Source organism: Streptomyces sp. NPDC043427 (genome assembly GCF_056436655.1).
This window is the reverse complement of the sequence record NZ_JBWKCC010000002.1, coordinates 736,900-763,071: the sequence shown is the minus strand read 5'-3', so window position 1 is coordinate 763,071 and position 26,172 is coordinate 736,900. Positions and strand designations below refer to the sequence as shown.

The following is a 26,172-nucleotide window of genomic DNA, read 5'->3' as shown; positions in this document are numbered from 1 at the left end:
GTCGAGGCGACTCGTGTCGAGCAGCGCACCGACTTCGACAAGCTGATCGTCGACGTCGAGACCAAGCAGGCGATGCGTCCGCGTGACGCCATGGCGTCGGCTGGTAAGACCCTGGTCGAGCTGTTCGGGCTTGCCCGTGAGCTCAACATCGACGCCGAGGGCATCGACATGGGTCCGTCCCCGACGGACGCCGCGCTCGCCGCTGATCTGGCGCTGCCGATCGAGGAGCTGGAGCTCACCGTTCGGTCGTACAACTGCCTGAAGCGTGAGGGCATCCACTCCGTGGGTGAGCTCGTGGCTCGCTCCGAGGCCGACCTGCTCGACATTCGTAACTTCGGTGCGAAGTCGATCGACGAGGTCAAGGCGAAGCTGGCCGGCATGGGCCTGGCCCTCAAGGACAGCCCGCCCGGATTCGACCCCACGGCCGCTGCCGACGCCTTCGGCGCCGACGACGACGCGGACGCGGGTTTCGTGGAGACCGAGCAGTACTGATCTCCACCACCCTCCGGGGTTCGCGTCAGCGGGCCCCGGATCTCCGACAGGCGACCGCCTGCTCGGATACTGACCCCGGTACCTGATACGGCCGGGGCAGACACCTAGGAGAAACACCATGCCGAAGCCCACCAAGGGTGCCCGTCTGGGCGGCAGTGCCGCGCACGAGAAGCTGCTGCTCGCGAACCTCGCGAAGAGCCTCTTCGAGCACGGCCGTATCACCACCACCGAGGCGAAGGCCCGCCGTCTGCGGCCGTACGCCGAGCGTCTGGTCACCAAGGCGAAGAAGGGCGACCTTCACAACCGCCGTCAGGTGCTCCAGGTCATCACGGACAAGAGCGTCGTCCACACGCTCTTCACCGAGATCGGCCCGCGCTACGAGAACCGTCCGGGTGGCTACACCCGCATCACCAAGATCGGTAACCGCCGTGGCGACAACGCGCCCATGGCTGTCATCGAGCTGGTCGAGGCGCTGACGGTGGCGCAGCAGGCGACCGGTGAGGCCGAGGCCGCGACGAAGCGTGCGGTCAAGGAGGCCGAGGAGACCAAGGCCGCCGAGGCGACCGAGGTCGAGGACGCCGCCGAGGCTCCCGCCGAGGAGTCCAAGGACGCGTAAGCATCTGCGGGGTTCTGTTCGGTTGGCGGCTGCGGCTTCGCCGTGGTTGTTCGCGCAGTTCCCCGCGCCCCTTTAGGGCGTTGCGGGCCCGTTCCTTTCGAGGAGCGGGCCCGCTCTTGTGTTCCTGAGAGGATCTCCACGTGAGTGATGAAGTAGCACCCGGTCATGTCCGCGTCCGCCTCGACCTTTCCTATGACGGCACCGAGTTCTCCGGGTGGGCCAAGCAGGCCGGGGGGCGGCGGACCGTGCAGGGGGAGATCGAGGATGCCCTGCGGACCGTTACGCGGTCGAGGGACACCACGTACGAGTTGACCGTGGCAGGGCGGACCGACGCCGGGGTGCACGCGCGGGGGCAGGTTGCCCATGTCGATCTGCCGGAGGGGGTCTGGCGGGAGCACCACGAGAAGCTGTTGAAGCGGCTCGCGGGGCGGCTGCCGCGGGATGTGCGGGTGTGGGCGCTGCGGGAGGCGCCCAGCGGCTTCAACGCACGGTTCTCGGCCGTCTGGCGGCGGTACGCGTACCGGGTCACCGACAACCCCGGGGGCGTGGATCCGCTGCTGCGGAATCATGTGCTGTGGCACGACTGGCCGCTCGACGTCGACGCGATGAACGAGGCCGCCCAGCGGCTGCTGGGGGAGCACGACTTCGCGGCCTACTGCAAGCGTCGGGAGGGGGCCACCACCATCCGTACGCTCCAGGAGCTGAGCCTGGTCAAGGGTGAGGACGGGATCATCACCGCCACCGTGCGGGCGGACGCCTTCTGCCACAACATGGTGCGCTCGCTCATCGGGGCGCTGCTGTTCGTGGGGGACGGGCACCGGGGGGCGGAGTGGCCCGGGAAGGTGCTGGCCGCCGGCGTACGGGACTCGGCGGTGCATGTCGTACGGCCGCACGGACTGACGCTGGAGGAGGTCGGCTACCCGGCGGACGAGCTGCTGGCCGCGCGCAACAAGGAGGCGCGCAACAAGCGGACGCTGCCCGGGGCCGGGTGCTGCTGACCCGGCCCCGCTCGGAGGCAGTCAGGAGTTGGCGGCCGCGGACGCCTGGGCCTCGCCGCGCCTGCGGATCTGGCGGAACGTGAACTCGGCGAGGTCGTCGCCGGCCGAGAAGACGGCCGTGTCCTTCGTGGTCACGTCCTTGCCGTTGGTGAAGCCTGCGATGGTGAAGTAGGCGTAGCGGCCGTAGGCGTTGGTGGTCGAGCGGCAGACGGCGCCGTCGCAGAAGGCGCCCACGCCCTTGCCGGTGAGCGACTTCACGATGCTCTTGCTGTCGGCCTGCCCCTTGGCCTTGGTGGCCTGGGCCTCGGTGTCGAACACGGCCACGCCGACCGTCACCGCGACGCCGCCCTTGGTGTAGGTGACGCGCATCAGGCGGGTGCAGCCGTTGTCCTTGAGGACCTTGGGCAGCGTGCCCTGGACGGCCGAGGCGCAGTCGGTGGTGTCGCCCTTCGGACCCTTCTTGTACACGGTCGAGCCCATGGTGAGCTGCGTGCCCGGGAAGAGGATGTCCGGGCTGTTCGAGGCCGTGTCCTTGCCCTTGTCGGAGACGAACTCCTTCGGGTCCAGCGGGGGAGGGGCGCTGGTCGGCGCGAACGACGGTGCCGAGGCGGACTCGCTCGGAAGGTCCGAGGCCGCGGGCAGCGAGGACGTCGGCTTGTTCGCCTCGTCACCGCCGCTCGCCGACACCACGGCCATGGCCACGGCCGTGCCCACGGCGAGCGTGGCCACCACACCGCCGCCGATGAAGAACAGCCGACGGCGCCTGGCACGTGTCTCCGACGCTTCAGCGAGAGCGGCCCAGTCCGGAGAGTCGCCGCTACCGCCGTTCCACGGCTGCTGCGAATTCGGTTTCCAGGGATCCCACTGCGACTGAGGTCCCCCCTGCCCATAGCTCATGGGGCGCATCTTAGACGGGACATGGGGTGTGCTGTTCCGCTCCGACAGGCTTCGCAGCACCTAGCGTTCCGTCAATGAGGACGGGCAAAAACGACATCTCCGGGTGGTTGGTGCGACGGGCACCCTGGCAGTCGTGGGTGGTGCTCGCGGCCGTGCTGGGGGCGATGGCGGCTCATGTGGCGCGGGCGACCCCGGACGGCGGGATGGACAACGCGATCGTCGTCCGGGCGGCCCGGACCTGGCTGGCGGGGGGTTCGCCGTACGACGATCCGCACTTCCTGTATCTGCCGAGCGCGGTGCTCGCCGCCGTTCCGCAGGCGCTGTTGCCGCAGGACGTGCTGCGGGTGCTGGTGCCGCTCGCGGTCACGGGCTGCGTGGCCGTGGGCTGGGCCTGTGCCCTGCGTCTGCACGGTGTCCCGCTGCGCAGCCGCCTCGCCGCCCTGGGCCTGACCGGGCTCGCGGTCGGCTTCGCGCCCTTCGCGCACCTGGTCCTGCTCGGGAACTGGACCGTGACCGCGGCGCTCGCGCTGCCGCTGGGTCTGCTCCTGGCGAGCCGGGGCGGGTGGCCGGCGGCGGGGGCGGTGATCGGCGCCGCGGTGGCCCTGAAGCCGCTGCTGGCACCGGTCGCGCTGCTGTTCGTCTTCGCCCGCCGTCGGCGTGCGCTCGGTCTGCTGGTCCTGGTGCCGACGGGTGCGTCCGCCGTCTCGGCGCTCCTGCTGCCCGACCCGGCGGGCTTCCTCACCCGCACCCTGCCGTTCCTGCTGCGCGGCGACGACGCCTTCGTACGGCTCTACGAGGCGTCCCCGGCCGCGGTGCTGCCCCGGCTCGGGGTGCCGGTGCCTCTGGCCGAGGCCCTGGCCGTGCTCGCCTGCGCGGCCGGGGCGGTCTGCGCGTACCGGCGCTGGCGCCGCGCCGATCCGGGCCCGCTGCGCCTCGCCGAGACCGCCACGACCCTGATGCTCTCCGTGTTCCTTGTCTCAAGACCGTCGTACGACCACTACCTCCTGGTCGTGCTGCCGCTGCTGCTCGCCGGAGTGCCGTACGTCGGCTCGGCCGCCCGCGGTCCCTGGTTCTGGCTCGCGCTGGTGCCGCAGGTACCCGGCCTGACCTGGCCGTATCTGGAACCGGGGCGACGGCGGGCCTTCAAGGACGCGGTGACGCTGTGCGCTCTCGCGGTGACGGTGATGTGCCACTGCGCCCGGGCCAGGCCCTCCCGGGGCGCCGGGGCGTTCGTCGCGCCGCGCCGGGAGGGAGAAGCGGCCGGTAAGGTGAGAACCAGCAGTGATCCCGCGTTTTGACCCCTCAGGGGCGACACGGGTATCCTGCATGTTCGTTGTGTATTGGCTTGCTCATTCTCACGGGACGGGCCCTTACACCGGTCCACCGGGCCGATGACCAGCGACCAGCACGCGGTATGCGTCACCGCAGTGCGGTCTGGGCTGTCGTGATCGTCTTCGGTGACCTGTCAGGACCATTCACTGAAGAAGCGAAGGCTACGAACCGTGCGTACGTACAGCCCCAAGCCCGGCGATGTGACGCGCCAGTGGCACGTCATTGACGCTCAGGACATCGTCCTGGGCCGTCTCGCCAGCACTGCCGCCTCCATCCTGCGCGGCAAGCACAAGCCGATCTACGCCCCCCACGTTGACACCGGTGACTTCGTCATCATCATCAACGCCGACAAGGTGCACCTCTCCGGGAACAAGCGGACCCAGAAGATGGCGTACCGCCACTCGGGCTACCCGGGTGGTCTGCGCTCCGTCCGTTACGACGAGCTGCTCGACAAGAACCCCGAGAAGGCCATCGAGAAGGCCGTCAAGGGCATGCTTCCCAAGAACACGCTGGGCCGTCAGATGCTCTCGAAGCTGAAGGTCTACAAGGGTGACCAGCACCCCCACGCTGCGCAGCAGCCGGTGCCGTTCGAGATCACCCAGGTCGCGCAGTAAGTCCGGCCACCCCCTAAGACTGAACAGAATCTGAGGAGAATCGTGGCCGAGACCACCACCGAGCAGCCGGTCGAAGAGACTGAGCTCGTCGACATTGACAGCTACACCACGGAGTCGGACGTCCCCGTCGAGGGCGAGTACACCTCCGAGTCCATGGCCTCCCGCTTCGGCGACCCGCAGCCGGCCGCCGGCCTGGGCCGTCGCAAGAACGCCATCGCCCGCGTCCGGATCGTCCCGGGCTCCGGCAAGTGGAAGATCAACGGTCGCACCCTCGAGGACTACTTCCCGAACAAGGTGCACCAGCAGGAAGTCAACGAGCCCTTCAAGGTGCTCGAGCTCGAGGGCCGCTACGACGTCGTCGCCCGCATCGCCGGTGGCGGTGTCTCCGGTCAGGCCGGTGCGCTCCGTCTCGGTGTCGCCCGTGCGCTGAACGAGGCCGACGTCGACAACAACCGCGGCCCGCTCAAGAAGGCCGGCTTCCTCAAGCGCGACGACCGTGCGGTCGAGCGCAAGAAGGCCGGTCTGAAGAAGGCCCGCAAGGCCCCGCAGTACAGCAAGCGCTAATCGCTCGCTGCCTGCACGTACTCCGAACGCCCCGGCGGCACGCCTGTGCCGCCGGGGCGTTCGTTTATCACAGCCTTCGGGCGTATAACGGCACAAGACGCTCAAAGGCTTGTGCGATCGGATGATCAGGCATCGTAGGCCTGGTACGCGGAAGTCCCGTGCGTGGGCCGCACCGGCACACGACTTCCGTCACTGACGCTTCCTCAGGAGGACACGTGGGACGACTCTTCGGCACGGACGGCGTGCGCGGTGTCGCCAACGCGGATCTGACGGCCGAGATGGCGCTCGGTCTGTCCGTCGCGGCGGCGCACGTACTGGCCGAGGCGGGCACCTTCGAGGGCCACAGGCCGACCGCGGTGGTCGGACGGGACCCGCGAGCGTCCGGGGAGTTCCTGGAGGCCGCCGTGGTCGCCGGTCTCGCCAGCGCCGGCGTGGACGTCCTGCGCGTCGGCGTGCTGCCGACACCCGCCGTCGCCTACCTCACCGGCGTGCTCGGTGCCGACCTCGGCGTGATGCTCTCCGCGAGCCACAACGCCATGCCCGACAACGGCATCAAGTTCTTCGCCCGCGGCGGCCACAAACTCGCCGACGAGCTCGAGGGCCGGATCGAGTCCGTCTACGACGAGCACCGCACGGGCGCGCCCTGGGACCGGCCGACCGGCTCGGGCGTCGGACGCGTACGGACCTACAGCGAGGGCTTCGACCGGTACGTCGCCCACCTCATCGCCGTACTCCCCAACCGCCTCGACGGGCTGAAGATCGTCCTCGACGAGGCGCACGGCGCCGCCGCCCGGGTCTCGCCGGAGGCGTTCGCGCGGGCCGGCGCGGAGGTCGTCACCATCGGCGCTGAGCCGAACGGGCTCAACATCAACGACGGCTGCGGGTCGACGCATCTGGAGAAGCTGAAGGAAGCCGTCGTCGCTCAGGGCGCGGATCTCGGTATCGCGCACGACGGGGACGCCGACCGGTGCCTCGCCGTGGACCACACGGGTGAGGAGATCGACGGGGACCAGATCCTCGCGGTGCTCGCCCTCGCCATGCGGGAGCGTTCCGTGCTGCGGTCCGACACCGTCGTCGCGACCGTCATGTCCAACCTCGGCTTCAAGCTCGCGCTGGAGCGCGAGGGGCTGCGGCTCATCCAGACGGCGGTCGGTGACCGGTACGTGCTGGAGGAGATGAAGGAGCACGGCTACGCCCTCGGCGGCGAGCAGTCCGGGCACGTGATCATCCTGGATCACGCGACCACCGGCGACGGCACGCTGACCGGGCTCATGCTGGCGGCTCGGGTCGCACAGACCGGACGGACGCTTCGGGAGCTGGCGTCCGTCATGGAGCGGTTGCCGCAGGTGCTGATCAATGTGCCGGACGTGGACAGGACCCGTGTCGGGGACTCGGCCGAGCTTGCTGCTGCCGTCAGTGAGGCGGAGCGGGAGTTGGGGGCGACCGGGCGGGTGTTGCTGCGGCCTTCGGGGACTGAGCAGTTGGTGCGGGTGATGGTTGAGGCCGCGGACATCGATCAGGCTCGGTCCGTGGCTGGGCGGTTGGCGGATGTGGTGAAGTCAGCGCTGGGTTAAGAGCCGGTTGGGGTGGAGGGATCTGTGCGTTTCGGCCTGCGGATTCGTCGTGGCTGGTCGCGCAGTTCCCCGCGCCCCTTGGCGGTGCTGTTCTACCGCTTGATCGCACGTTGACGGGACCAGAGCCATTTCTGGGCCAGCAGGGTCATCGTTCCCGCCAGGATGATGCCCAGGAGGTTCAGGAGGAGTTGTTCTGTTGAGCCCCAGGTTTGTTTCGTGTCGCCGAAGCTGAGAGCCACTGCCGCGTTGGCGGCTGCGGGGACCGTCGTCACCGAGATGGCCACGCCTACGAGGGCGCCGGACTTGGCGGAGGTCAGGGAGAGGGTGCCCGCGACGCCGGCGAGGACGGCGACGATGAACGAGAAGGCGTCGGGGGCGTAGACGAAGCCGGTCTGGGGGCGGTCGGCCTCCAGCTGGGCTTTGCTGAACAGGTCGAGGGCGTCCATGAAGAGGCTGAAGCCCACGGTCACCGCCATGGCGACGGCGAAGCCCACCAGAAGTGCGATCAGGGAGCGCAGGGCCAGGCGGGGGGCGCGCTGCACGATCGAGGTGGAGATGCCGGCGAGCGGGCCGAACTCCGGGCCCACGGCCATCGCGCCGACGATCAGGACCGCGTTGTCCAGCACCACACCGCAGGCCGCGATCATCGTGGCCAGTGTGATGAAGGCGAGGTAGGTGACGGAGAGGGTCGACTCCTCGTGTGTGGCGTCGGTCAGGTGCTCCCACAGGACCGCGTCCGCGCCTTCGCCGGGAGCCTCCGCCTCGGCCTTGTCGGCCCGCATGGACAGCGACAGGTCGATGTTCTCGACAGCGATGGAGCCGCTTTTTTCGAGGCCCAACTCCTGAAGGGCGCTGAGGAGTTCGTCTCCCGCCTCGCGGGCGACGTCGCACATGACGACGTCCCCCGCCGGGTTGCGGGCGGCGCCCGGCAGCACGACGACATGCGTGGTGCCGACCGTCGTCTCGATCAGACGAACCACGTCGTCGGTCTTGTCGGACGGCGTGATCAGGCGCAGATGCAGCATGACGCCTATCTAACAGGTCGCCGTCACAGCTTCCGCAGCCGCAGGCGCTGCACCTTGTGGTCCTGGCCCTTGCGCACGACCAGGGTGGCCCGGCCGCGGGTGGGGGCGATGTTCTCCACCAGGTTGGGCTTGTTGATGGTGCGCCACAGCGTGCGGGCGTAGTCGAGGGCCTCCTCCTCGGAGACCTGGGTGTACTTGCGGAAGTACGAGTTCGGGTTCTGGAAGGCGGTCGCGCGCAGTTTGCGGAACCGGCTGAGGTACCAGTGCTCGATGTCCTCGGTGCTCGCGTCGACGTACACGCTGAAGTCGAAGTAGTCGGCGAGGCCGACGCGGGTGCGGCCGTCGCTGCCGGGGAGGGCCGGCTGGAGGACGTTCAGGCCCTCGACGATGAGGATGTCGGGGCGGCGGACCGTGAGGCGCTGGTCGGGGACGATGTCGTAGATGAGGTGCGAGTAGACGGGGGCCGTCACCTCGTCCTTGCCGGCCTTGATGTCGGCGACGAAGCGGGTGAGGGCGCGGCGGTCGTAGGACTCGGGGAAACCTTTCCGCGACATCAGGCCGCGGGCCTCCAGCTCTCTGGTGGGGAGCAGGAAACCGTCCGTGGTGACCAGTTCCACGCGTGGGTGCTCGGGCCAGCGGGAGAGCAGGGCCTGCAGGAGTCGGGCGACGGTGGACTTGCCGACTGCGACCGAACCGGCGACCCCTATGACGAAGGGCGTGCCCGACTGGGAGCCCTGTTCGCCGAGGAAGGTGTTGAGGGCGCCTCTGAGGCCGTCCGTGGCGCCGACGTAGAGGTTGAGGAGGCGGGAGAGCGGGAGGTAGATGTCCCGCACCTCGTCGAGGTCGATGACGTCACCGAGGCCGCGCAGCTTCTCGACCTCCTCCGCGGTGAGCGGCAGCGGCGTCTTGTCACGCAGCGCGCTCCACTCGGCGCGGGTGAGGTCGACGTAGGGAGTCGCCTCCGGCTTCTGCCGGTGGGCGCTCCGGGGTATCGAGGAGACCGGAGAGATCACAGTCCATTGTTAACGGAGTTTGAAGGCGATGGCGGGTGGGCTCCGTCACGCTCGGCGTTGTAGTGGGTTTTCGTGGTCGTTCGGGGCTGAAAATTTCCGAATTCGGGCACGCGGTGCCGGAAAATGCCGGGCTTCGGCCCGTAGGCTGCGGCTCATGTGCGGAATCGTGGGATACGTGGGGCCACAGTCGGCCCTCGAAGTCGTGATGGCCGGGCTGAAGCGTCTGGAGTACCGGGGGTACGACTCGGCGGGCGTCGCCGTGTTGGCGGACGGCGGGCTGGCCGCCGCGAAGAGGGCCGGGAAACTGGTCAACCTGGAGAAGGAGCTGGTGGACCGGCCCCTGCCGACGGGGGCCACGGGCATCGGGCACACCCGGTGGGCCACGCACGGCGGGCCGACCGACGCCAACGCCCACCCGCACCTCGACAACGCGGGGCGCGTCGCCGTGGTGCACAACGGCATCATCGAGAACTTCGCCGTGCTGCGGGCGGAGCTGACGGAGCGTGGGCACGACCTGACCTCCGAGACGGACACCGAGGTCGTCGCGCATCTGCTCGCCGAGGAGTACTCCTCCTGCGCCGACCTGGCGGAGGCGATGCGGCTGGTCTGCCGGCGCCTGGAGGGCGCGTTCACGTTGGTCGCGGTGCATGCCGACGATCCGGACGTGGTCGTGGGGGCGCGGCGGAACTCGCCGCTGGTGGTGGGCGTCGGACAGGGCGAGGCGTTTCTCGCCTCGGACGTCGCCGCGTTCATCGCCCACACGCGGTCGGCCATCGAGCTGGGCCAGGACCAGGTGGTGGAGCTGCGCCGGGACGGGGTGACCGTCACCGGCTTCGACGGCCGTCCGGCTGAGGTGCGCTCCTACCACGTCGACTGGGACGCGTCGGCCGCGGAGAAGGGGGGTTACGACTACTTCATGCTCAAGGAGATCGCCGAGCAGCCGAAGGCGGTCGCCGACACGTTGCTGGGGCGCATCGACGCGTCCGGTTCGCTGACGCTGGACGAGGTGCGGATCCCTACGGGGGTGCTGCGCGAGGTCGACAAGATCGTCATCATCGCCTGCGGTACGGCCTTCCACGCCGGGCTGATCGCCAAGTACGCCATCGAGCACTGGACCCGTATCCCGTGCGAGGTGGAACTGGCGAGCGAGTTCCGGTACCGGGACCCGATCCTCGACCCGCGCACGCTGGTCATCGCCATCTCGCAGTCCGGCGAGACCATGGACACGCTGATGGCGCTGCGGCACGCCCGGGAGCAGGGCTCCAAGGTGCTGGCGATCTGCAACACCAACGGCTCGACCATCCCACGCGAGTCGGACGCGGTGCTTTACACGCACGCGGGCCCGGAGGTCGCGGTCGCCTCCACCAAGGCGTTCCTCACCCAGCTGGTCGCCTGCTACCTCGTCGCGCTGTATCTCGGCCAGGTGCGCGGTACCAAGTGGGGCGACGAGATCTCGGCCGTGATCCGGGACCTGGCGCACATCTCCGGTGAGGTGGAGCGGGTCCTGGAGACGATGGAGCCGGTACGGGAACTGGCGCGGACGCTCGCTCGCAAGAACACGGTGCTGTTCCTGGGGCGGCACGTGGGCTACCCGGTGGCGCTGGAGGGCGCGCTGAAGCTGAAGGAGCTGGCGTACATGCACGCCGAGGGCTTCTCGGCGGGCGAGCTGAAGCACGGGCCGATCGCGCTGATCGAGGAGGACCTGCCGGTGGTGGTGGTCGTTCCGTCGCCGCGAGGCCGGTCCGTCCTGCACGACAAGATCGTGTCCAACATCCAGGAGATCCGGGCGAGGGGCGCGCGGACGATCGTGATCGCGGAGGAGGGCGACGAGGCGGTCGTCCCCTACGCCGACCACCTGATCTGGATCCCGGCCACCCCGACGCTGCTCCAGCCACTGGTGGCGACGGTGCCGTTGCAGGTGTTCGCGTGTGAGCTGGCTACGGCCCGGGGGAACGAGGTGGATCAGCCTCGGAACCTGGCGAAGTCGGTGACAGTGGAGTGAGTTGAGGGGGAGGGGCCGAGGGGCTGAGGCGTTGAGGTGCCGAGGAACTGGGGCGCGCAAGCGCGACACCGGCAGCGAAGCGGGCGGCCCCGACGGTCACTTCGCAGGCTGGGCAGGACCTAAGGTGCACCACATGAGCATCATCGGGGTCGGCATCGACGTAGCCGAGATCGAGCGGTTCGCGGCGTCGTTGGAGCGTACGCCTGGGCTGTTGAAGCGGCTGTTCTGTGAGAAGGAGTTGTTGTTGCCGAGCGGGGAGCGTCGGGGCGTCGCCTCGCTCGCCGTGCGGTTTGCCGCCAAGGAGGCTCTCGCCAAGGCGCTCGGGGCCCCGCCCGGGCTGCTGTGGACGGACGCCGAGGTGTACGTCGAGGACAGCGGGCGGCCCCGGTTGCGGGTGACCGGGACGGTGGCGGCTCGGGCGGCGGAGCTGGGGGTGATGTCGTGGCATGTGTCGTTGAGCCATGACGCGGGGGTGGCCTCGGCGGTCGTGATCGCGGAAGGGTGAGGCCGGTCTTGCCCGGCCCCACCCCGTCCGGCTCGCCTCAGCAGATGTTCTGGCTCGTGTTGACCCGGGTGATGTTGCGGAACGTCGTGTTCTCGCCGCACGGGCTTTCCCTGATGGCCGAGTTGGTGACCGTCAGGTTCTGGACGGTGATGTCCTTGTTGTTCGGGAACTCGGAGCGGGCCGCGAGGCGGATCTCGCCGCCGCCTGTGACGGTGCCGTTCTGAGCGGCGAGGGTCACGTTGTAGCAGTTCTCGATCAGGATCGCGTTGTTGCCGGTGTGGGACAGCGTCACCTTGTCGATGACAGCGCCGCCGCTCTCCGAGACGCAGAAAACGCCGCGTCCGCCGCCGCGCGCGACGACCTCGCCGACACGGATGTTGGCGGGGTAGCCGCTGCCCACGCGGCCGTTGCGGTTGGCCATGCGGAAGGCGGCGTAGCCGGTGCCGGTGCCCGCGTTCTCCGCGTCCACCTTCGTGACGGTGGCGTTGATGGTCTGGTTGAGCAGCAGCCCCGACTCGCCCACGTTACGGGCGGTGACCGTGCCGAGGGTGAGCCCGTCGACGCCGTACGTCTCGACCGCGTGGCTGGACGCGCCGGAGACGTACACGGTGTCGATGCGGACGTTCCGCGTCCACTGGCTGGTGTCGCCGCGGTTGTCGATGCGTACGCCGAGGCCGCGGGAGAGGCGCATGTCGAGCCGGCCGAGGACCACGTTCTGGACGTTGCGCAGGAAGACGCCGTACAGCGGGGTGCCGGTCAGGTTGAGGTGCTGGACCTCGATGTCCCGGGTGCCGCGGGAGTAGATCGGGGCCTGGTCACCGGATCCCGTACCGGTGACGTTGATGGTGCCGCAGACGTCGAGGGTCGTATAGCTGGGGAGTGAGATGCGTGAGCCGGCGGAGACGGAGCCGGAGCCGCGGACCACGACGCGTTCCTTGGCCGTGCGGCCGGCGGTGAGGCTGTTCACGGCCGCCTGGACCGCGGCGCGCAGGTCGGTGCCGGTGTAGACGGTGCCGCTGCCGCGCCGGGCGGTCCAGGTGCTGCCGTTGAGGACGGCTTCGGCCTGGTAGGTGCCTTCGCCGCAGGCGGCGGCCGGGGCCGGGGAGGGGGCCGCGGTGGCGGGGGCCGTCAAGGCGGCGGCAGCGGTGGCGAGGGTGGCGGCGGCTGTGGTGATGCGGCAGAAGAGCGCGGCTCTGCGTCCCATGGTCCGTACCGTCCGTCCTGTCGTCGAATCGAAAGGGCCCGCGTTCGACTGAATCGATTCATCCTGTGGGGGTCGCGAGTTTGGCAAAGGGGTGGCAAAGCGTCAATGGGTGCGGCGCGGTGGGCCCGGACGGGGAAGTTTCGTCGGGGACGGGGAAGACTCGACCGCATGCGTAGTGCGTACAGCGTGGAGACGGTCAGGACGGCGGAGCGGGAGCTGATGGCGAGGCTTCCGGAAGGGGCGTTGATGCAGCGGGCGGTGGCCGGACTGGCCGCCGCCTGCGCCGACTTGCTGGGCCGGGTGTACGGCAGCCGTGTCGTCCTGCTGGTCGGCAGCGGTGACAACGGCGGCGACACCCTGTACGCCGGAGCCCGGCTCGCCCGGCGTGGCGCGGGGGTCACGGCGGTGCTGCTGGCGCCCGAGCGGACCCATGCGGGGGGTCTGGCGGCGTTGCGGAGGGCGGGTGGGCGCACGGTCCCACCCAGCGCCGCGGACGCGCTGATCGAGCGGGCCGATCTGGTGCTGGACGGCATCGTCGGGATCGGCGGCAAGGGCGGTCTGCGGCCGGACGCGGTGCCGCTGGCGGCCGCGGCGCAGCGATCGCGGGCCGCGGTCGTCGCCGTGGACCTGCCGAGTGGCGTGGACGTGGACACGGGCGAGGTGCACGGCGCCGCCGTGCGGGCGGATCTGACGGTCACGTTCGGTACGCACAAGCCGGGGTTGCTCGTCGACCCGGCGCGGGAGTACGCCGGGGCGGTGCGGTTGGTCGACATCGGGCTGGAACTGCCCGCGCAGGCTGAATTGGAGGCCCTGCAGCACGCCGATGTGGCGCGGTTGCTGCCCAGGCCCGCCGCCGAGAGCGACAAGTACCGGCGGGGTGTGGTGGGAATCGCGGCCGGGTCCGCGCGCTATCCCGGGGCGGCCGTGCTCGCGGTGGCGGGGGCGCTGCGGGGCGGGGCGGGGGCCGTGCGGTACGTGGGCCCTGCGGGGAACGCTGTGATCGCCCGGTTCCCGGAGACGCTCGTGTCGGACCAGGGACCGCGGAGGGCGGGGCGGGTGCAGGCGTGGGTCGTCGGGCCGGGGGCCGGGGACGACGCGGCGACCGTGGCGGAGGTGCTGGAGGCGGAGGTGCCGGTGCTGATCGACGCGGACGGGTTGCGGTTGGCGGAGGTGGGGGCTGTGCGGGGGCGCGGGGCGCCGACGTTGATGACTCCGCATGCGGGGGAGGCGGCCGCGTTGTTGGGGGTCGCGCGCGAGGAGGTCGAGGGGGCGCGGCTGGCCGCGGTGCGGGAGTTGGCGGGGCGGTATGGGGCGACGGTGTTGTTGAAGGGATCGACGACGTTGGTCGCTGGGGCGGGGGGTGCGGGTGTGGTGCGGGTGAATGCCACAGGGACCGGGTGGCTGGCGACCGCAGGGAGTGGGGATGTGCTGTCGGGGCTGGCGGGGTCCCTGTTGGCGGCGGGATTGTCGGCGGTGGATGCGGGGAGTGTGGGGGCTTATCTGCACGGGCTGGCGGGGCGGTTTGCGGCGGAGGGGGCGCCGGTGGGGGCGCATGATGTGGCTGAGGCGGTGGGGCGGGCCTGGCGGGACGTCGTGTCGTGAGGGTTCTCGCTCCCGCCGCCCTCACCCGTCCCGTCCCGCGGGCGGCGCCCCGGACCCGGCCCCCGCTTCGGCCCGACGGGCCTCGTTCCCCAACCGCCGGACGGGCTGGATGATGTTGGTTGCCGTGGGCTGTCCGGTGGCTCTGAGACACTGGGTGCGCCATGAATGAGACAGCACCTGTGCCGACGGCGCCCCTGCGAGCCCGTGCCGAGATCGATCTGGCCGCGTTGCGGGCCAATGTGAGGGCCCTGCGCGCGCTGGCGTCGGGCGCGGAGCTCATGGCCGTGGTCAAGTCCGACGGGTACGGCCACGGCGCGATCCCGTGTGCGCGGGCGGCCGTGGAGGCGGGCGCGACCTGGCTCGGTACGGCCACGCCGGAGGAGGCCCTCGCGCTGCGTGAACGCGCCGGGGTGCCGGCCGAGGTGCGGATCCTGTGCTGGCTGTGGACGCCCGGCGGGCCCTGGCGGGAGGCGATCGAGGCCGATCTCGACGTCTCGGTGAGCGGGATGTGGGCCCTGGCCGAGGTGCGGGAGGCGGCGCGGTCGGCCGGACGGCCTGCCCGGATCCAGCTCAAGGCCGACACCGGGCTCGGGCGCAACGGCTGCCAGCCGGGGGCGGACTGGGCCGAACTGGTCGGCGAGGCCCTGCGCGCCGAGGCCGAGGGGCTCGTCCGGGTCACCGGGCTGTGGTCGCACCTCGCCTGTGCCGACGAGCCCGGGCATCCCTCCATCGAGGCCCAGGTCAGCCTCTTCCGGAAAATGGTGGCGTACGCCGAACAGCAGGGCGTACGCCCCGAGGTGCGGCACATCGCCAACTCGCCGGCCACGCTCACGCTCCCCGAGACCCACTTCGACCTCGTCCGCACCGGGATCGCCCTCTACGGCATCTCGCCCAGCCCCGAGCTCGGCGCGCCCGCCGACTTCGGGCTGCGTCCCGTGATGACGCTGTCGGCGTCCGTCGCGCTGGTGAAGCACGTCCCCGGCGGACATGGCGTCAGCTACGGCCACCACTACGTCACTCCGGGTGCCACCACCCTCGGTCTCGTCCCCGTCGGCTACGCGGACGGCGTCCCGCGGCACGCCTCGGGGGCCGGACCGGTCCTGGTCGGCGGTAAATGGCGTACCGTCGCCGGGCGCGTAGCGATGGACCAGTTCGTCGTCGACCTCGGCGGCGACGAGCCCGAAGTCGGCTCGGAGGCGGTCCTGTTCGGGCCCGGCGACCGCGGTGAGCCCACCGCCGAGGACTGGGCGCAGGCGGCGGGCACCATCGCGTATGAGATCGTCACCCGGATCGGAACACGCGTTCCCCGCGTCTACGTCAATGTGGCCACCTGAATGCGTCCACATGTGTGCGGCCGCACGGATGCGGCCATGTGAATAAGCAACAAGACGGGTAACCCGCACGGACACGGCATGGGCAACACCTGCATCACCCCCACCGGCGAGACCAGCGATTCAGCAGCGAAGAGGAGCGGTACGTGAGCGAGAGCAGTGCGGAGGCCGTCGCGCACGCCGCCTCGGTGGCCGTGGCCTCCGCCGCTGACGCGACAGCTGGGGGCTGGCGCAGGGCGACCGGCATCGCGGGCGCCGCGATAGGTGTCCTCGCCGCGGGCGCGGCCGCCGGGGTCGCCATCGAACGGATGACGGTCGGCCGGGGCATGCGCAGAAAGGCGCAGCTCGCCCTCGACTCCACCGGACCGTACGGGTCGCTGCGCGGGACGCCCGGCAAGGCGTACGCGGACGACGGCACCGAGCTGTACTACGAGGTCGACGACGTCGAGCCCGAGGGCGGCCCCGCCCCTCGTCGTCGCCGGCTCTTCGGCCGCAAGGCCCCCCTGCCGGTCACCGTCGTCTTCAGCCACGGCTACTGCCTCAACCAGGACTCCTGGCACTTCCAGCGGGCGGCGCTGCGGGGTGTCGTACGGACCGTGCACTGGGACCAGCGCAGCCACGGGCGGTCCGGGCGGGGGGCGGCGCAGATCCAGGACGACGCGCCCGTCACCATCGACCAGTTGGGCCGCGACCTGAAGGCCGTCGTCGACGCCGCCGCGCCGGACGGGCCGATCGTGCTCGTCGGGCACTCCATGGGCGGCATGACGGTGATGGCGCTGGCCGCCCTGTACCCCGACTTCATCCGGGAACGCGTGGTGGGTACCGCACTGGTCGGTACGTCGTCGGGACGGCTCGGCGAGGTCAACTTCGGGCTGCCCGTCGCGGGCGTCAACGCGGTGCGGCGGGTGCTCCCCGGAGTGCTGAAGGCGCTGGGGCAGCGGGCCGAGCTGGTGGAGAAGGGGCGCCGGGCGACGGCGGAGCTGTTCGCCGGGATCATCAAGCGTTACTCGTTCGCGTCCCGGGACGTCGACCCCGGGGTCGAGCGGTTCGCCGAGCGGATGATCGAGGGCACGCCGATCGACGTGGTCGCCGAGTTCTACCCGGCGTTCACCGACCACGACAAGACCGAGGCGCTCGCCCACTTCACCGGCATGCCGGTGCTCGTGCTGGCCGGGGTCGCCGACCTGGTCACGCCCAGCGAGCACAGCGAGGCCATCGCCGACCTGCTGCCCGAGGCCGAACTGGTCCTCGTGCCGGACGCCGGGCACCTGGTGATGCTGGAACACCCGGAAGTGGTCACCGACCGCCTCGCCGACCTGCTCACCCGCGCGGGTGCGGTGCCCGCAGGGGCTACCGTGGGTGGCTATGGAAGCACCAGCAGCACCGCGCAACCCGGCTGACCTCGAACTGACCGTCACCTCCCCCGAGCAGATGCGGGAACTGGGCCGCCGACTGGCCAAGCTGGCGCGCGCCGGTGACCTCGTGATGCTCAGCGGGGAGCTCGGCGCGGGCAAGACGACGCTCACGCGCGGGCTCGGCGAGGGCCTCGGCGTGCGGGGTGCCGTCACGTCACCGACCTTCGTCATCGCCCGTGTGCACCCCTCCCTCGGGGACGGCCCGCCGCTCGTCCATGTCGATGCCTACCGTCTCTCCGGGGGGCTCGACGAGATGGAGGACCTCGACCTCGACGTCTCGCTGCCCGACTCGGTGATCGTTGTGGAGTGGGGCGAGGGCAAGGTCGAGGAGCTGACGGAGGACCGGCTGCAGGTCGTCATCCACCGGGCCGTCGGGGACACCACCGACGAGGTACGGCACGTGACGGTGACCGGGCTCGGGGAGCGGTGGGCGACGGTGGATCTGAGCGTGCTCTCGGCTTGACGAGTCGGCGGGCGCTGAGAGGTTCGTATGAAGGTTCCGACAACACGTCGGCACGATGTTGCGCCGGGCGTCCCGGGCGTGGTCACATGGTATCCAGTCCGTAGTTAGGTGTACCTAACTACGTCCGCCCCCGGCCCTCCAGGAGGCGTCCATGTCCACTGCCGAGACCAAGGTGGTCCAGCCGCGGCCGTATGCGCTGCCCGGGGTGTCCATGCGCGACCTGCTGGCCTCCTGCGCGGCCGCCCACACGATCTCCACGCCGCCGCGCCTGCCGGGCCCGGAGACAGCGGAGCGGGCCGAGGTGCGCAGGAAAGCCGCCTAGGGCCTCTCGTTGGATCAGGCCGGACCCCGCTCCCTGATCCGGCCTGATCCAAGTGAAAGACCCCAGGCCCGTCCGGCGGATCACGCCGGAGAAGCGGGGGCAACGCGGGGTCAGGCACGCCCTCTCCCACGCTCGGCTTCGCTCGCACGGGGCCCCATGGCCCCGCTCACCTGTGCCCATGAGGCGCCGCGGCTTTGCTCCGACTTGGTCCGCCGGACAGGCCCTGGCAGATCACCGGAACGGCTGATCGTGGCGTCACCGGATCAGCGGACCACCACGATGCGCCGGCCGATCGTCGCGAACCGCCACATCGCCTCGCCGTCCGCGCGTGACTCGCGGATGCCGCCCGTGCGCACCGACGGGTCGGCCGATCGCGCGACACCGTTCGTGGCCGCGCTGAAGCCGACGGGCACGCCGTCCAGGATGGCGAAGCGCACGACGTGCTCGATGGGGATGCCGTCGGTGCCCGTGACGGCATTGGAGCGCGACGTGACCCGGTAGTGGCCCGGGGTCGGGTCGACCGTGCCGGGGGACACGGTGAACGTACGCCGGATCGCGCCGTCCTCGTCGACGAGCCACACCCGGTCGCCGCCCACCGAGTACACGACCCGCTCGCCCGTGCCGGAGCCGCCGGGGAGGACGGTGGGGTTCTTCTTCACCCGGGGGGCTTTCGTCACCGCGGGTGACGCGCTCGCCTTCGGCTTGCCGAGCGAGGCGGGCACGCTCGCCGACGCCTGGTAGGCGAGGAAACCGACCGCCCCGACGGCCGCCACGGTGAGCCCGGCCACGATTCCCGAGCTTCTGCTTGCCACCGTCGCCACCTCTGCCTTTGTGCGCCGCGTTTCGTCGTGCCGCGTTGTGCTTCGTCGTGCTTCGCCGGGCCCGGTCGCGCTTGATCGTGCTTCCAGGTGCTCCTTGGCGACGTTAGCAGTCACCGGGCGCCCGACCGTGACGGCCGACACGGGCCCCGGGGCGCCGTAGGCTGTTTGCGTGCTCTTGCTCGCTCTGGATACCGCCACCCCCGCCGTCACCGTCGCCGTGCACGACGGTACGGACGTCATCGCCTCGTCGAGCCAGGTGGACGCGCGCCGCCACGGCGAGCTGCTGCTGCCGGCCGTCGACCGTGTGTTCGCCGAGGCCGGGCTGAAGCTCGACGCCGTCACCGGGATCGTCGTCGGCATCGGCCCCGGCCCCTACACGGGGCTGCGCGTCGGGCTGATGACCGCCGACACCTTCGGCCTCGCGCTCGGCGTCCCCGTGCACGGCCTGTGCACCCTCGACGGCCTCGCCTACGCGTCCGACATCGACGGCCCCTTCGTCGTGGCGACCGACGCCCGGCGCAAGGAGGTCTACTGGGCGCGGTACGCCGACTCCCGGACCCGTCTGTCGGGCCCGGCCGTCGACCGGCCCGCCGACATCGCCGACCAGGTGGCCGGACTCCCGGCGGTCGGCGCGGGCGCGCTGCTGTACCCGGACACCTTCCCGAACGCCCACGAGCCGCAGCACGTGTCGGCAGCGGCCCTGGCCTCCCTGGCCGCCGAGAAGCTGGCGGCGGGCGAGGAGCTGCCCGCGCCCCGGCCGCTGTACCTGCGCCGGCCGGACGCCCAGGTCCCGAAGAACTACAAGGTGGTCACCCCCAAGTGACCGAGACGACCGTGACTCCTCGGCTGCGCGAGATGCGCTGGTGGGACATCGACCCGGTGCTCGAACTGGAGAAGGACCTCTTCCCCGAGGACGCCTGGTCGCGGGGCATGTTCTGGTCCGAGCTGGCCCACTCGCGCGGCCCCGAGGCGACGCGCCGCTACCTGGTGGCCGAGGTGGGGGACCGGATCGTCGGGTACGCCGGGCTGGCCTGCGCCGGCATCGCGTCCGACAGCGGCTCCGCAGTGGGCGCCGACATCCAGACCATCGCGGTCGCCCGCGACCACTGGAGCACGGGCCTCGGCAGCCGTCTCCTCACCGAGCTGCTGAAGGCGGCGACCGCCTTCGACTGCGCCGAAGTGATGCTTGAGTGCCGGATCGACAACGTCCGCGCGCAGAAGCTGTACGAGCGCTTCGGCTTTGAACCCATCGGGTTCAGGCGCGGCTACTACCAGCCGGGGAACGTGGACGCCCTGGTGATGCGCCTGACCGACCCAGCGACCTTTGTACAAGGAACCGAGATCAATGGCTGACGAACCACTCGTCCTCGGCATCGAGACCTCCTGCGACGAGACCGGCGTCGGCATCGTGCGGGGCCACACCCTGCTGGCCGACGCCGTCGCCTCCAGCGTCGACGAGCACGCCCGCTTCGGCGGTGTGGTGCCGGAGGTCGCCTCCCGGGCACACCTGGAGGCGATGGTGCCGACCATCGACCGCGCGCTGAAGGAGGCGGGGGTGAGTGCGCGGGACCTGGACGGCATCGCTGTGACCGCGGGCCCCGGCCTGGCGGGAGCGCTGCTCGTCGGCGTCTCGGCGGCGAAGGCGTACGCCTACGCGCTCGGCAAACCGCTCTACGGGGTGAATCACCTGGCCTCCCACATCTGCGTGGACCAGCTGGAGCACGGGGCGCTGCCGGAGCCGACGATGGCCCTGCTGGTGTCCGGGGGGCACTCGTCCCTGCTGCTGTCGACGGACATCACGTCGGACGTCCGCCCGATGGGCTCGACGATCGACGACGCGGCGGGCGAGGCCTTCGACAAGATCGCGCGCGTGCTGAACCTGGGCTTCCCCGGGGGTCCGGTCATCGACCGGTACGCGCGCGAGGGCGACCCGGAGGCGATCGCCTTCCCGCGCGGCCTGACCGGCCCGCGCGATCCGGCGTACGACTTCTCCTTCTCCGGTCTGAAGACGGCCGTGGCCCGCTGGATCGAGGCGAAGCGGGCGGCCGGCGAGGAGGTGCCGGTCCGTGACGTGGCGGCCTCCTTCCAGGAGGCAGTGGTGGACGTGCTGACGCGGAAGGCCGTACGGGCCTGCAAGGACCAGGGTGTCGACCACCTCATGATCGGCGGCGGCGTCGCGGCCAACTCGCGACTGCGGGCCCTGGCGCAGGAGCGCTGCGCATCGGCCGGCATCCGGCTCAGGGTGCCTCGCCCCAAGCTGTGCACGGACAACGGGGCGATGGTGGCGGCACTGGGCGCGGAGATGGTGGCCCGGGGGCGGTCGGCGTCCAGTTGGGACCTCTCGGCGGATTCCTCCCTGCCGGTGACGGACCCTCACGTGCCCGGCACCCATGAACATGTGCACGAGGTGAGCGCGGAGAACCTGTACTCATGACGGTCGCGCTGATGTGGGAGGCGCGGGCGGTTCCCGGGCACGGGGAGGAGCTGCTGGCCTGGGCACGGGCGCAGGAGCTGCCCGGGGCGGCCCTGCGCCGGGAGACCTTTCGGGCGCCGGGCGACCGGGTCCTCGTCATCACCTGGTGGGACGCGCCGTACGACGCCGAACTCCCGGAACTGCCGGAACCGGCGGGCGAATTGGTGGCGCGCGCCGTGCACCGGTGGCGGTTCGAGTCGGTGGAGACCCGGTAGCGGTCACGCCTTCGCACCTTGTCTCCGCCCGCGTCACATGCGTCTCACGTGACTTCGTCAACGCGGCAGAGGGAATTCACCCCCTCCAGCCGACCGAGGACTCGGCCCGGGACGGCACGTACGACCTGGACATCGATGCGGGAGGGATGGTGACAGGCCCAAGTGGATCGCCGAGTGAGTGTGGAGCTCGTCGTCGCCCCGCGCACCGAGGAGGTGAGGACGGCACTGGATGAGGCACCCGGCTGGCCCGCGTACGCCGCGGAGCTGCGCCGTCTGCTGGCGGCGGTGACCGAGGCGGGCGGCGCCGACACCCTGGAGGTGCGGGACCTGCTGGTGGGCCGGCCGCTTCCCGAGCGGTACGCGGGACTGCGCAACGGCTCGCGGGTGAGCTCGGCGCAGGCCGTCGACCTCGTGGAGGGAATGGCGGCGGGGCAGGGCCCGTACTGCGGGCTGGCCGCCCAGGGGCGGCTTCGGATCGAGTCCGGATGGGACGGGGCGGTGCACGTCTTCGTCCCGCCCGGGACGGCCGAGGCGGTGAGTGGCTTTCACGGCGACGCTCTGAGCGTCGAGCGGCGCACGGCAGAGCCGGAGCCCACAAAGGTGTCGAAATGCGTCACCGCCGCGGCGGACGACGCGTTCTGGGCCGAGGTGCGCGCGACGGCTGACGCGGTGGTCCTGCTGTGCGAGCGCTGGGCCCACGGGGCCTACGGGTGCACATGGTTCCGGGTCACGCCGGAGAACGCCGACGAGGTGGCCGCGGCGGTCCGCCCCCGGTCCCTGCTGTGCGTCGCCGTCGACCCGGACCTGCGCCTCGAACCGCTCTTCCTGGAGGACGACTGCACGGCCTTCCGTCCTCCCCTGGCCCCCGGCGAGCTGACGTACCGGGCCGGGCCCGGCGGTGCCGACGACCTGGCCGAGCTGACCGGTGACGGCTTCACCCTCCTGCTCAGGGATTCCCTCCTGGCCGCTTGGTGCGCCGTCGTGCCGGACCCCGACGGCGTGGTGAGAGGTCGGTGGGAGGACATCGAGGGGATGTGAGCTCCGGCGGGCGGGGGTGCCCCCGCCCGCCGTGCCTCACCCCGTCTCCGCCACCCGCGTCTCCGCCACCCGCGTCTCGCACCGCAACCGTCGATCAAGACCCAGTGCCCGCACCGGGCCGGTCAGGTTCAGCCGCGCCGCGTGCCTGACCTCCGCACTCGACGCCCCCAGCCGCAGCTCCAGCGTCCCCGGTTCGACGATCCGGCGGCCGGTGCGGTCGGTGAAGGCGGAGAGGTCCGCGTGGAAGGAGAAGGTCAGGCGCCGGGACTCGCCCGGGGCGAGTTCCAGCCGCTGATAGCCGATCAGGCGGACGTCCGGGCGGGTCACCGAGGCGACCGGGTCGTGCAGGTACAGCTGGACGACCTCCGCGCCCGCCCGGTCGCCGGTGTTGCGGACGGTGAGGGAGACGTCGTACGAGCCGTCCGTGGCGATCTCCGCCACCCCGTCGCCGCCCGTGAAGTCCTCCCAGGCGAAGGTCGTGTATGAGCGGCCGTGTCCGAAGGCGTACAGCGGGGTCGGGTCCAGGTTGCTGACCTCGTCGGCCAGGCCCAGGGGCGGCTGGAGGTAGGTCCACGGCTGGCCGCCCGGCACCTGCGGGACGCTCACCGGGAGGCGGCCCGAGGGATTGACGCGGCCCGACAGCACTCCCGCCACTGCCGGGCCGCCCTCCTCCCCCGGGAAGAAGGCCTGGACGGCCGCGCCGAGACGGCCGTGCCAGCGGCCGAGCGCGTAGGGGCGGCCCGTGAGGAGGACCAGGACCACCGGGACGCCCGTCGAGATCAGGGCGTCCAGCAACTCGCCCTGCGCGCCCGGCAGCCGCAGCTCCGTCACGTCGCAGCCCTCGCCCGAGGTGCCCCGGCCGAACAGGCCCGCGCGGTCGCCCAGGACCGCCACGCACACGTCGGCCTCCGCCGTCCGCGCCACCGCCTCCTCGAAGCCGGAGGTGTCCGGGTCGGACACCGCGCAGCCCTCGGCGAAGGTGACCTTCGCGTCCGGGAGTTCGGTGCGCAGGGACTCCAGCAGCGTCGGGATCTCGATGCCCAGCGGCACCTCGGGGTGGTGGGGCAGGACATGGGAGGGGAAGGAGTAGCAGCCGAGCATCGCCAGCGCGTCCGCCGCCCTCGGGCCCACCACCGCGATACGGGTGTCGGGGGAGAGGGGGAGCAGACCGTCGGGGTTGTCCAGCAGGACCACCGACTCCTCGGCCAGCCGGCGGGCCAGCACCCGGTTGGCCGCCGAGTCCAGGTCGATCCGCTCCGGCGACTCCGGGCGCCAGTCCTCGTCGAGGAGACCCAGCTCGCACTTCTGCTCCAGGACCCGACGGGCGGCGCGGTCCACCAGCGCCTCCGGGACCCGGCCCTCGCGGACGGCCGTGATCAGCGGCTCGGCGTAGCACTTCAGCGTCGGCAGCTCCACGTCGATGCCGGCCGCCAGCGCCAGGTGGGCCGCGTCTGCGGTGGATCCGGCCACGCGGTGCAGGGTCTGCAGGAAGCCGATGCCGAAGTAGTCGGCGACCACCGTGCCCGTGAACCCCCATTCCTCGCGGAGCAGTCGGGTCAGCAGGGCGGGGTCCGCCGACGCCGGGATGCCGTCGGTCTCCGTGTACGCGGCCATCACCGAGCGCGCCCCGCCCTCGCGCAGCGCCATCTCGAAGGGGGGCAGGGTCACGTCGGCGAACTCGCGGACACCCGCCCGGACGGGCGCGAGGTTGCGGGCGCCCGCCGAGGAGGCGTACCCGGCGAAGTGCTTGAGCGTGGCGACGACCCCGGCCGACTCCAGGCCGCGCACGTAGGCCGCGCCGACCGTGCCGACCAGGTACGGGTCCTCGCCGATGGTCTCCTCCACCCGGCCCCAGCGCGCGTCCCGTACGACATCCAGGACGGGCGCGAGGCCCTGGTGGACGCCGACCGAGCGCAGGTCGCGGCCGATGTGCCGGCCCATCTCCTCGACCAGCGGCGGGTCGAAGCTCGCGCCCCAGGCCAGGGGGACGGGGTACGCCGTGGCGCCCCACGTCGTGAAGCCGGCCAGGCACTCCTCGTGGGCCACGGCCGGAATGCCGAAGCGGCCCGCGTCGGCGATGCGGCGCTGGGCGCGGGCCAGTGCCTGCGCGCCCAGCGCCGGGTTCACGGGGGCCGTGCCGAAGGAGCGGGTGAGCTGGCCGAGGCCCCGGGTGATCAGCTCGTCCCAGTCGTAGTCGGCGGTCATGTCGTGCTGGTGCGGGGCGACGCCCTCGCCGTCCGTGTCGGCGCCCACCCACACGCCGTACAGCTGGGCGGTCTTCTCCTCCAAGGTCATCCGGGAGAGGAGGTCCTCGACGCGGGCGGCGGCGGGCAGGGCGGGGTCACGCCAGGGGGCGGTGGTCATGAAACTCCTGTCAGAGGTCGGTGAGCCACCAGGTGGACGTCCGGTTCGTCGAATGTTTCGTTGTGCACATCGAATGTTCCGGGAACCTATGGCGCCGCACGGGGTTCGTCAAGAGGTCGTGCGGGGATACGATCGCCGCCATGACACCCTCCGAGCCCGCTGAAACACGGACGGAAGACCGGCCGACACCACCGACGGGGGACCGGCCGGCGCAGACGGCGACGCTCGCCGAGATCGCCCGAGAGGCCGGCGTCTCGGCGCCGACTGTTTCGAAGGTCCTCAACGGCCGCGCCGACGTCGCCCCCGCGACCCGCACCCGCGTGGAGGAACTGCTGCGCGCCTACGGCTATCGGCGCCGCCGCGCCGAGGCCACCCGCTCGCCCCTGATCGACCTGGTCTTCCACGAGCTGGAGAGCGCGTGGGCGATGGAGGTGATCCGGGGCGTGGAGAACGTGGCGCGCGACGCCGGGCTCAGCGTCGTGCTCAGCGAGAGCGCGGGCCGGCTCACGCCGGGCCGGACCTGGGCCGACCAGGTCGCCGCCCGCCGGCCGCACGGGGTGATCCTCGTGCTGTCCGGGCTCGACGAGTCCCAGCGCGCGTTGCTGACCAGTCGGTCCATCCCGTTCGTCGTCATGGACCCGGCCGGTGATCCGGGCGCCGACGTGCCGTCCATCGGCGCGACCAACTGGCAGGGCGGGCTCGCCGCCACCCGGCATCTGGTCGACCTCGGGCACCGGCGGATCGGAGCCATCAGCGGGCCGCCGCAGATGATGTGCAGCCGGGCCCGCGTCGATGGCTACCGGGCCGCCCTGGAGACGGCAGGGCTGCCTGTCGAGCAGGACCTGATCAAGACCGGCGACTTCCACCACGAGGCCGGCTACCGGCTGGGGCGCGAACTGCTGAGCCAGGACGACCGCCCCACCGCGGTCTTCGCCGGCAACGACCTCCAGGCGCTCGGGCTGTACGAGGCCGCCCGCGAGCTGGGGCTGCGCATTCCGGAGGACGTGAGTGTGGTCGGGTTCGACGATCTGCCGGTGGCGCGCTTGGTGGGGCCGCCGCTGACGACCGTACGGCAGCCGCTGATGGAGATGGCCGAGGCCGCGGCCCGGCTGGTGCTGGAGCTGGGGCGCGAGGAGCAGGCTCCGACGGCGACCAGGGTGGAGCTGGCGACCAGTTTGGTGGTGCGGACGAGTACCGGGAGGCCGTTGGCCGGAAGTTGACGTATTGACGGGTGTGGGGGGTGCCTCCACACTCCTCCGAAGTCAATCGGTTACGCGACCGAAACTTTCGGA

26 protein-coding genes are annotated in these 26,172 nt (G+C 71.3%); 20 read left to right on the top strand and 6 right to left on the bottom strand.

Annotated features, from left to right (window positions below):
- The 3 genes from AC067M_RS07300 to truA form a co-directional block, all read left to right on the top strand.
- The coding region (locus AC067M_RS07300; protein WP_350895554.1) for a DNA-directed RNA polymerase subunit alpha C-terminal domain-containing protein at positions 1-492 on the top strand (492 nt) is incomplete at its 5' end.
- Between the two features lie 118 nt (positions 493-610).
- On the top strand, positions 611-1,108 hold the full coding sequence (gene rplQ, locus AC067M_RS07295; RefSeq protein WP_478695981.1) for a 50S ribosomal protein L17: 498 nt from the start codon (positions 611-613) through the stop codon (positions 1,106-1,108).
- A 140-nt stretch (positions 1,109-1,248) separates the two neighbouring features.
- Positions 1,249-2,106, top strand: a complete 858-nt coding sequence (truA, locus tag AC067M_RS07290; RefSeq protein WP_478695980.1) for a tRNA pseudouridine(38-40) synthase TruA — start codon at positions 1,249-1,251, stop codon at positions 2,104-2,106.
- Positions 2,107-2,127: 21 nt separating this feature from the next.
- Here truA and AC067M_RS07285 read toward each other — a convergent pair whose 3' ends face one another.
- Positions 2,128-3,003 (bottom strand): hypothetical protein, encoded by an 876-nt coding sequence (locus tag AC067M_RS07285; protein ID WP_478695979.1) that lies wholly within the window; start codon positions 3,001-3,003, stop codon positions 2,128-2,130.
- Between the two features lie 74 nt (positions 3,004-3,077).
- Between AC067M_RS07285 and AC067M_RS07280 the strand changes: the two genes are divergently transcribed.
- From AC067M_RS07280 to glmM, 4 genes are all read left to right on the top strand, one after another.
- On the top strand, positions 3,078-4,301 hold the full coding sequence (locus AC067M_RS07280; RefSeq protein WP_478695978.1) for a glycosyltransferase family 87 protein: 1,224 nt from the start codon (positions 3,078-3,080) through the stop codon (positions 4,299-4,301).
- A gap of 204 nt (positions 4,302-4,505) precedes the next feature.
- The gene (gene rplM, locus AC067M_RS07275) at positions 4,506-4,949 is read left to right on the top strand and encodes a 50S ribosomal protein L13 (protein ID WP_478695977.1); all 444 of its coding nucleotides are present in this window, start codon (positions 4,506-4,508) and stop codon (positions 4,947-4,949) included.
- A gap of 42 nt (positions 4,950-4,991) precedes the next feature.
- A complete protein-coding gene (rpsI, locus tag AC067M_RS07270) occupies positions 4,992-5,513 on the top strand; it encodes a 30S ribosomal protein S9 (RefSeq protein ID WP_478695976.1) in 522 nt (173 codons plus the stop codon).
- Between the two features lie 215 nt (positions 5,514-5,728).
- Positions 5,729-7,087: a phosphoglucosamine mutase gene (glmM, locus tag AC067M_RS07265; protein ID WP_478695975.1), complete on the top strand. Its 1,359-nt coding sequence runs from the start codon at positions 5,729-5,731 to the stop codon at positions 7,085-7,087.
- 92 nt (positions 7,088-7,179) lie between these two features.
- Here glmM and AC067M_RS07260 read toward each other — a convergent pair whose 3' ends face one another.
- Complete coding sequence (locus tag AC067M_RS07260; RefSeq protein ID WP_478695974.1) at positions 7,180-8,112, bottom strand: DUF389 domain-containing protein; 933 nt, start codon at positions 8,110-8,112, stop codon at positions 7,180-7,182.
- Between the two features lie 23 nt (positions 8,113-8,135).
- On the bottom strand, positions 8,136-9,125 hold the full coding sequence (gene coaA, locus AC067M_RS07255) for a type I pantothenate kinase (protein ID WP_478695973.1): 990 nt from the start codon (positions 9,123-9,125) through the stop codon (positions 8,136-8,138).
- A gap of 154 nt (positions 9,126-9,279) precedes the next feature.
- On the opposite strand from coaA, the gene glmS reads away from it, so the two are divergent.
- Complete coding sequence (gene glmS, locus AC067M_RS07250; protein WP_478695972.1) at positions 9,280-11,127, top strand: glutamine--fructose-6-phosphate transaminase (isomerizing); 1,848 nt, start codon at positions 9,280-9,282, stop codon at positions 11,125-11,127.
- 133 nt (positions 11,128-11,260) lie between these two features.
- On the top strand, positions 11,261-11,632 hold the full coding sequence (locus AC067M_RS07245) for a holo-ACP synthase (RefSeq protein ID WP_478695971.1): 372 nt from the start codon (positions 11,261-11,263) through the stop codon (positions 11,630-11,632).
- A 37-nt stretch (positions 11,633-11,669) separates the two neighbouring features.
- On the opposite strand, the gene AC067M_RS07240 is transcribed toward AC067M_RS07245, so the two are convergent.
- Positions 11,670-12,836 carry a hypothetical protein gene (locus AC067M_RS07240; protein ID WP_478695970.1) on the bottom strand — a complete coding sequence of 389 codons (1,167 nt, stop codon included), beginning with the start codon at positions 12,834-12,836 and terminating at the stop codon, positions 11,670-11,672.
- Positions 12,837-13,004: 168 nt separating this feature from the next.
- Between AC067M_RS07240 and AC067M_RS07235 the strand changes: the two genes are divergently transcribed.
- From AC067M_RS07235 to AC067M_RS07215, 5 genes are all read left to right on the top strand, one after another.
- Positions 13,005-14,438, top strand: a complete 1,434-nt coding sequence (locus AC067M_RS07235) for an NAD(P)H-hydrate dehydratase (protein WP_478695969.1) — start codon at positions 13,005-13,007, stop codon at positions 14,436-14,438.
- Between the two features lie 161 nt (positions 14,439-14,599).
- The gene (gene alr / locus AC067M_RS07230) at positions 14,600-15,772 is read left to right on the top strand and encodes an alanine racemase (RefSeq protein ID WP_478695968.1); all 1,173 of its coding nucleotides are present in this window, start codon (positions 14,600-14,602) and stop codon (positions 15,770-15,772) included.
- Between the two features lie 143 nt (positions 15,773-15,915).
- Complete coding sequence (locus tag AC067M_RS07225) at positions 15,916-17,169, top strand: alpha/beta fold hydrolase (RefSeq protein ID WP_478695967.1); 1,254 nt, start codon at positions 15,916-15,918, stop codon at positions 17,167-17,169.
- The gene (gene tsaE / locus AC067M_RS07220; protein WP_478695966.1) at positions 17,135-17,647 is read left to right on the top strand and encodes a tRNA (adenosine(37)-N6)-threonylcarbamoyltransferase complex ATPase subunit type 1 TsaE; all 513 of its coding nucleotides are present in this window, start codon (positions 17,135-17,137) and stop codon (positions 17,645-17,647) included. The genes AC067M_RS07225 and tsaE overlap by 35 nt, the downstream gene beginning before the upstream one ends.
- A 151-nt stretch (positions 17,648-17,798) precedes the next feature.
- Entirely contained in the window at positions 17,799-17,969 is a 171-nt protein-coding gene (locus tag AC067M_RS07215) for a hypothetical protein (protein ID WP_478695965.1), read from the top strand.
- A 263-nt stretch (positions 17,970-18,232) separates the two neighbouring features.
- Here AC067M_RS07215 and AC067M_RS07210 read toward each other — a convergent pair whose 3' ends face one another.
- Positions 18,233-18,781 carry a hypothetical protein gene (locus AC067M_RS07210; RefSeq protein ID WP_478695964.1) on the bottom strand — a complete coding sequence of 183 codons (549 nt, stop codon included), beginning with the start codon at positions 18,779-18,781 and terminating at the stop codon, positions 18,233-18,235.
- A 178-nt stretch (positions 18,782-18,959) separates the two neighbouring features.
- Between AC067M_RS07210 and tsaB the strand changes: the two genes are divergently transcribed.
- The 5 genes from tsaB to AC067M_RS07185 all read left to right on the top strand — a co-directional run bounded on the left by tsaB (position 18,960) and on the right by AC067M_RS07185 (position 22,516).
- Positions 18,960-19,613, top strand: coding sequence for a tRNA (adenosine(37)-N6)-threonylcarbamoyltransferase complex dimerization subunit type 1 TsaB (gene tsaB, locus AC067M_RS07205; RefSeq protein ID WP_133927629.1), 654 nt, complete (start codon positions 18,960-18,962; stop codon positions 19,611-19,613).
- 32 nt (positions 19,614-19,645) lie between these two features.
- Positions 19,646-20,143 (top strand): ribosomal protein S18-alanine N-acetyltransferase, encoded by a 498-nt coding sequence (rimI, locus tag AC067M_RS07200; protein ID WP_478696011.1) that lies wholly within the window; start codon positions 19,646-19,648, stop codon positions 20,141-20,143.
- Positions 20,136-21,224 carry a tRNA (adenosine(37)-N6)-threonylcarbamoyltransferase complex transferase subunit TsaD gene (gene tsaD, locus AC067M_RS07195; RefSeq protein ID WP_478695963.1) on the top strand — a complete coding sequence of 363 codons (1,089 nt, stop codon included), beginning with the start codon at positions 20,136-20,138 and terminating at the stop codon, positions 21,222-21,224. Before rimI ends, tsaD begins: the two co-directional genes overlap by 8 nt.
- Positions 21,221-21,478, top strand: a complete 258-nt coding sequence (locus AC067M_RS07190) for a hypothetical protein (RefSeq protein WP_478695962.1) — start codon at positions 21,221-21,223, stop codon at positions 21,476-21,478. The genes tsaD and AC067M_RS07190 overlap by 4 nt, the downstream gene beginning before the upstream one ends.
- Positions 21,479-21,652: 174 nt before the next feature.
- Complete coding sequence (locus AC067M_RS07185) at positions 21,653-22,516, top strand: hypothetical protein (RefSeq protein WP_478695961.1); 864 nt, start codon at positions 21,653-21,655, stop codon at positions 22,514-22,516.
- A 36-nt stretch (positions 22,517-22,552) separates the two neighbouring features.
- Here the strand turns inward: AC067M_RS07185 and AC067M_RS07180 are convergent, their stop codons facing one another.
- Positions 22,553-24,880: a beta-xylosidase/alpha-l-arabinosidase gene (locus AC067M_RS07180; protein WP_478695960.1), complete on the bottom strand. Its 2,328-nt coding sequence runs from the start codon at positions 24,878-24,880 to the stop codon at positions 22,553-22,555.
- Positions 24,881-25,020: 140 nt separating this feature from the next.
- Between AC067M_RS07180 and AC067M_RS07175 the strand changes: the two genes are divergently transcribed.
- Positions 25,021-26,100: a LacI family DNA-binding transcriptional regulator gene (locus tag AC067M_RS07175; RefSeq protein WP_478695959.1), complete on the top strand. Its 1,080-nt coding sequence runs from the start codon at positions 25,021-25,023 to the stop codon at positions 26,098-26,100.
- Positions 26,101-26,172: the final 72 nt, after the last annotated feature.

What these genes read in the sequence shown, in the direction of transcription:
- AC067M_RS07280 (WP_478695978.1), top strand. Translation starts at nt 3,078, where the DNA reads ATGAGGACGGGCAAAAACGACATCTCCGGGTGGTTGGTGCGACGGGCA.
- AC067M_RS07180 (WP_478695960.1), bottom strand. Translation starts at nt 24,880, where the DNA reads ATGACCACCGCCCCCTGGCGTGACCCCGCCCTGCCCGCCGCCGCCCGC.
- AC067M_RS07285 (WP_478695979.1), bottom strand. Translation starts at nt 3,003, where the DNA reads ATGAGCTATGGGCAGGGGGGACCTCAGTCGCAGTGGGATCCCTGGAAA.
- glmS (WP_478695972.1), top strand. Translation starts at nt 9,280, where the DNA reads ATGTGCGGAATCGTGGGATACGTGGGGCCACAGTCGGCCCTCGAAGTC.
- AC067M_RS07190 (WP_478695962.1), top strand. Translation starts at nt 21,221, where the DNA reads ATGACGGTCGCGCTGATGTGGGAGGCGCGGGCGGTTCCCGGGCACGGG.
- rplQ (WP_478695981.1), top strand. Translation starts at nt 611, where the DNA reads ATGCCGAAGCCCACCAAGGGTGCCCGTCTGGGCGGCAGTGCCGCGCAC.
- alr (WP_478695968.1), top strand. Translation starts at nt 14,600, where the DNA reads ATGAATGAGACAGCACCTGTGCCGACGGCGCCCCTGCGAGCCCGTGCC.
- AC067M_RS07175 (WP_478695959.1), top strand. Translation starts at nt 25,021, where the DNA reads ATGACACCCTCCGAGCCCGCTGAAACACGGACGGAAGACCGGCCGACA.
- tsaD (WP_478695963.1), top strand. Translation starts at nt 20,136, where the DNA reads ATGGCTGACGAACCACTCGTCCTCGGCATCGAGACCTCCTGCGACGAG.
- AC067M_RS07260 (WP_478695974.1), bottom strand. Translation starts at nt 8,112, where the DNA reads ATGCTGCATCTGCGCCTGATCACGCCGTCCGACAAGACCGACGACGTG.
- AC067M_RS07240 (WP_478695970.1), bottom strand. Translation starts at nt 12,836, where the DNA reads ATGGGACGCAGAGCCGCGCTCTTCTGCCGCATCACCACAGCCGCCGCC.
- AC067M_RS07245 (WP_478695971.1), top strand. Translation starts at nt 11,261, where the DNA reads ATGAGCATCATCGGGGTCGGCATCGACGTAGCCGAGATCGAGCGGTTC.
- tsaE (WP_478695966.1), top strand. Translation starts at nt 17,135, where the DNA reads ATGGAAGCACCAGCAGCACCGCGCAACCCGGCTGACCTCGAACTGACC.
- AC067M_RS07215 (WP_478695965.1), top strand. Translation starts at nt 17,799, where the DNA reads ATGTCCACTGCCGAGACCAAGGTGGTCCAGCCGCGGCCGTATGCGCTG.
- rimI (WP_478696011.1), top strand. Translation starts at nt 19,646, where the DNA reads ATGCGCTGGTGGGACATCGACCCGGTGCTCGAACTGGAGAAGGACCTC.
- AC067M_RS07235 (WP_478695969.1), top strand. Translation starts at nt 13,005, where the DNA reads ATGCGTAGTGCGTACAGCGTGGAGACGGTCAGGACGGCGGAGCGGGAG.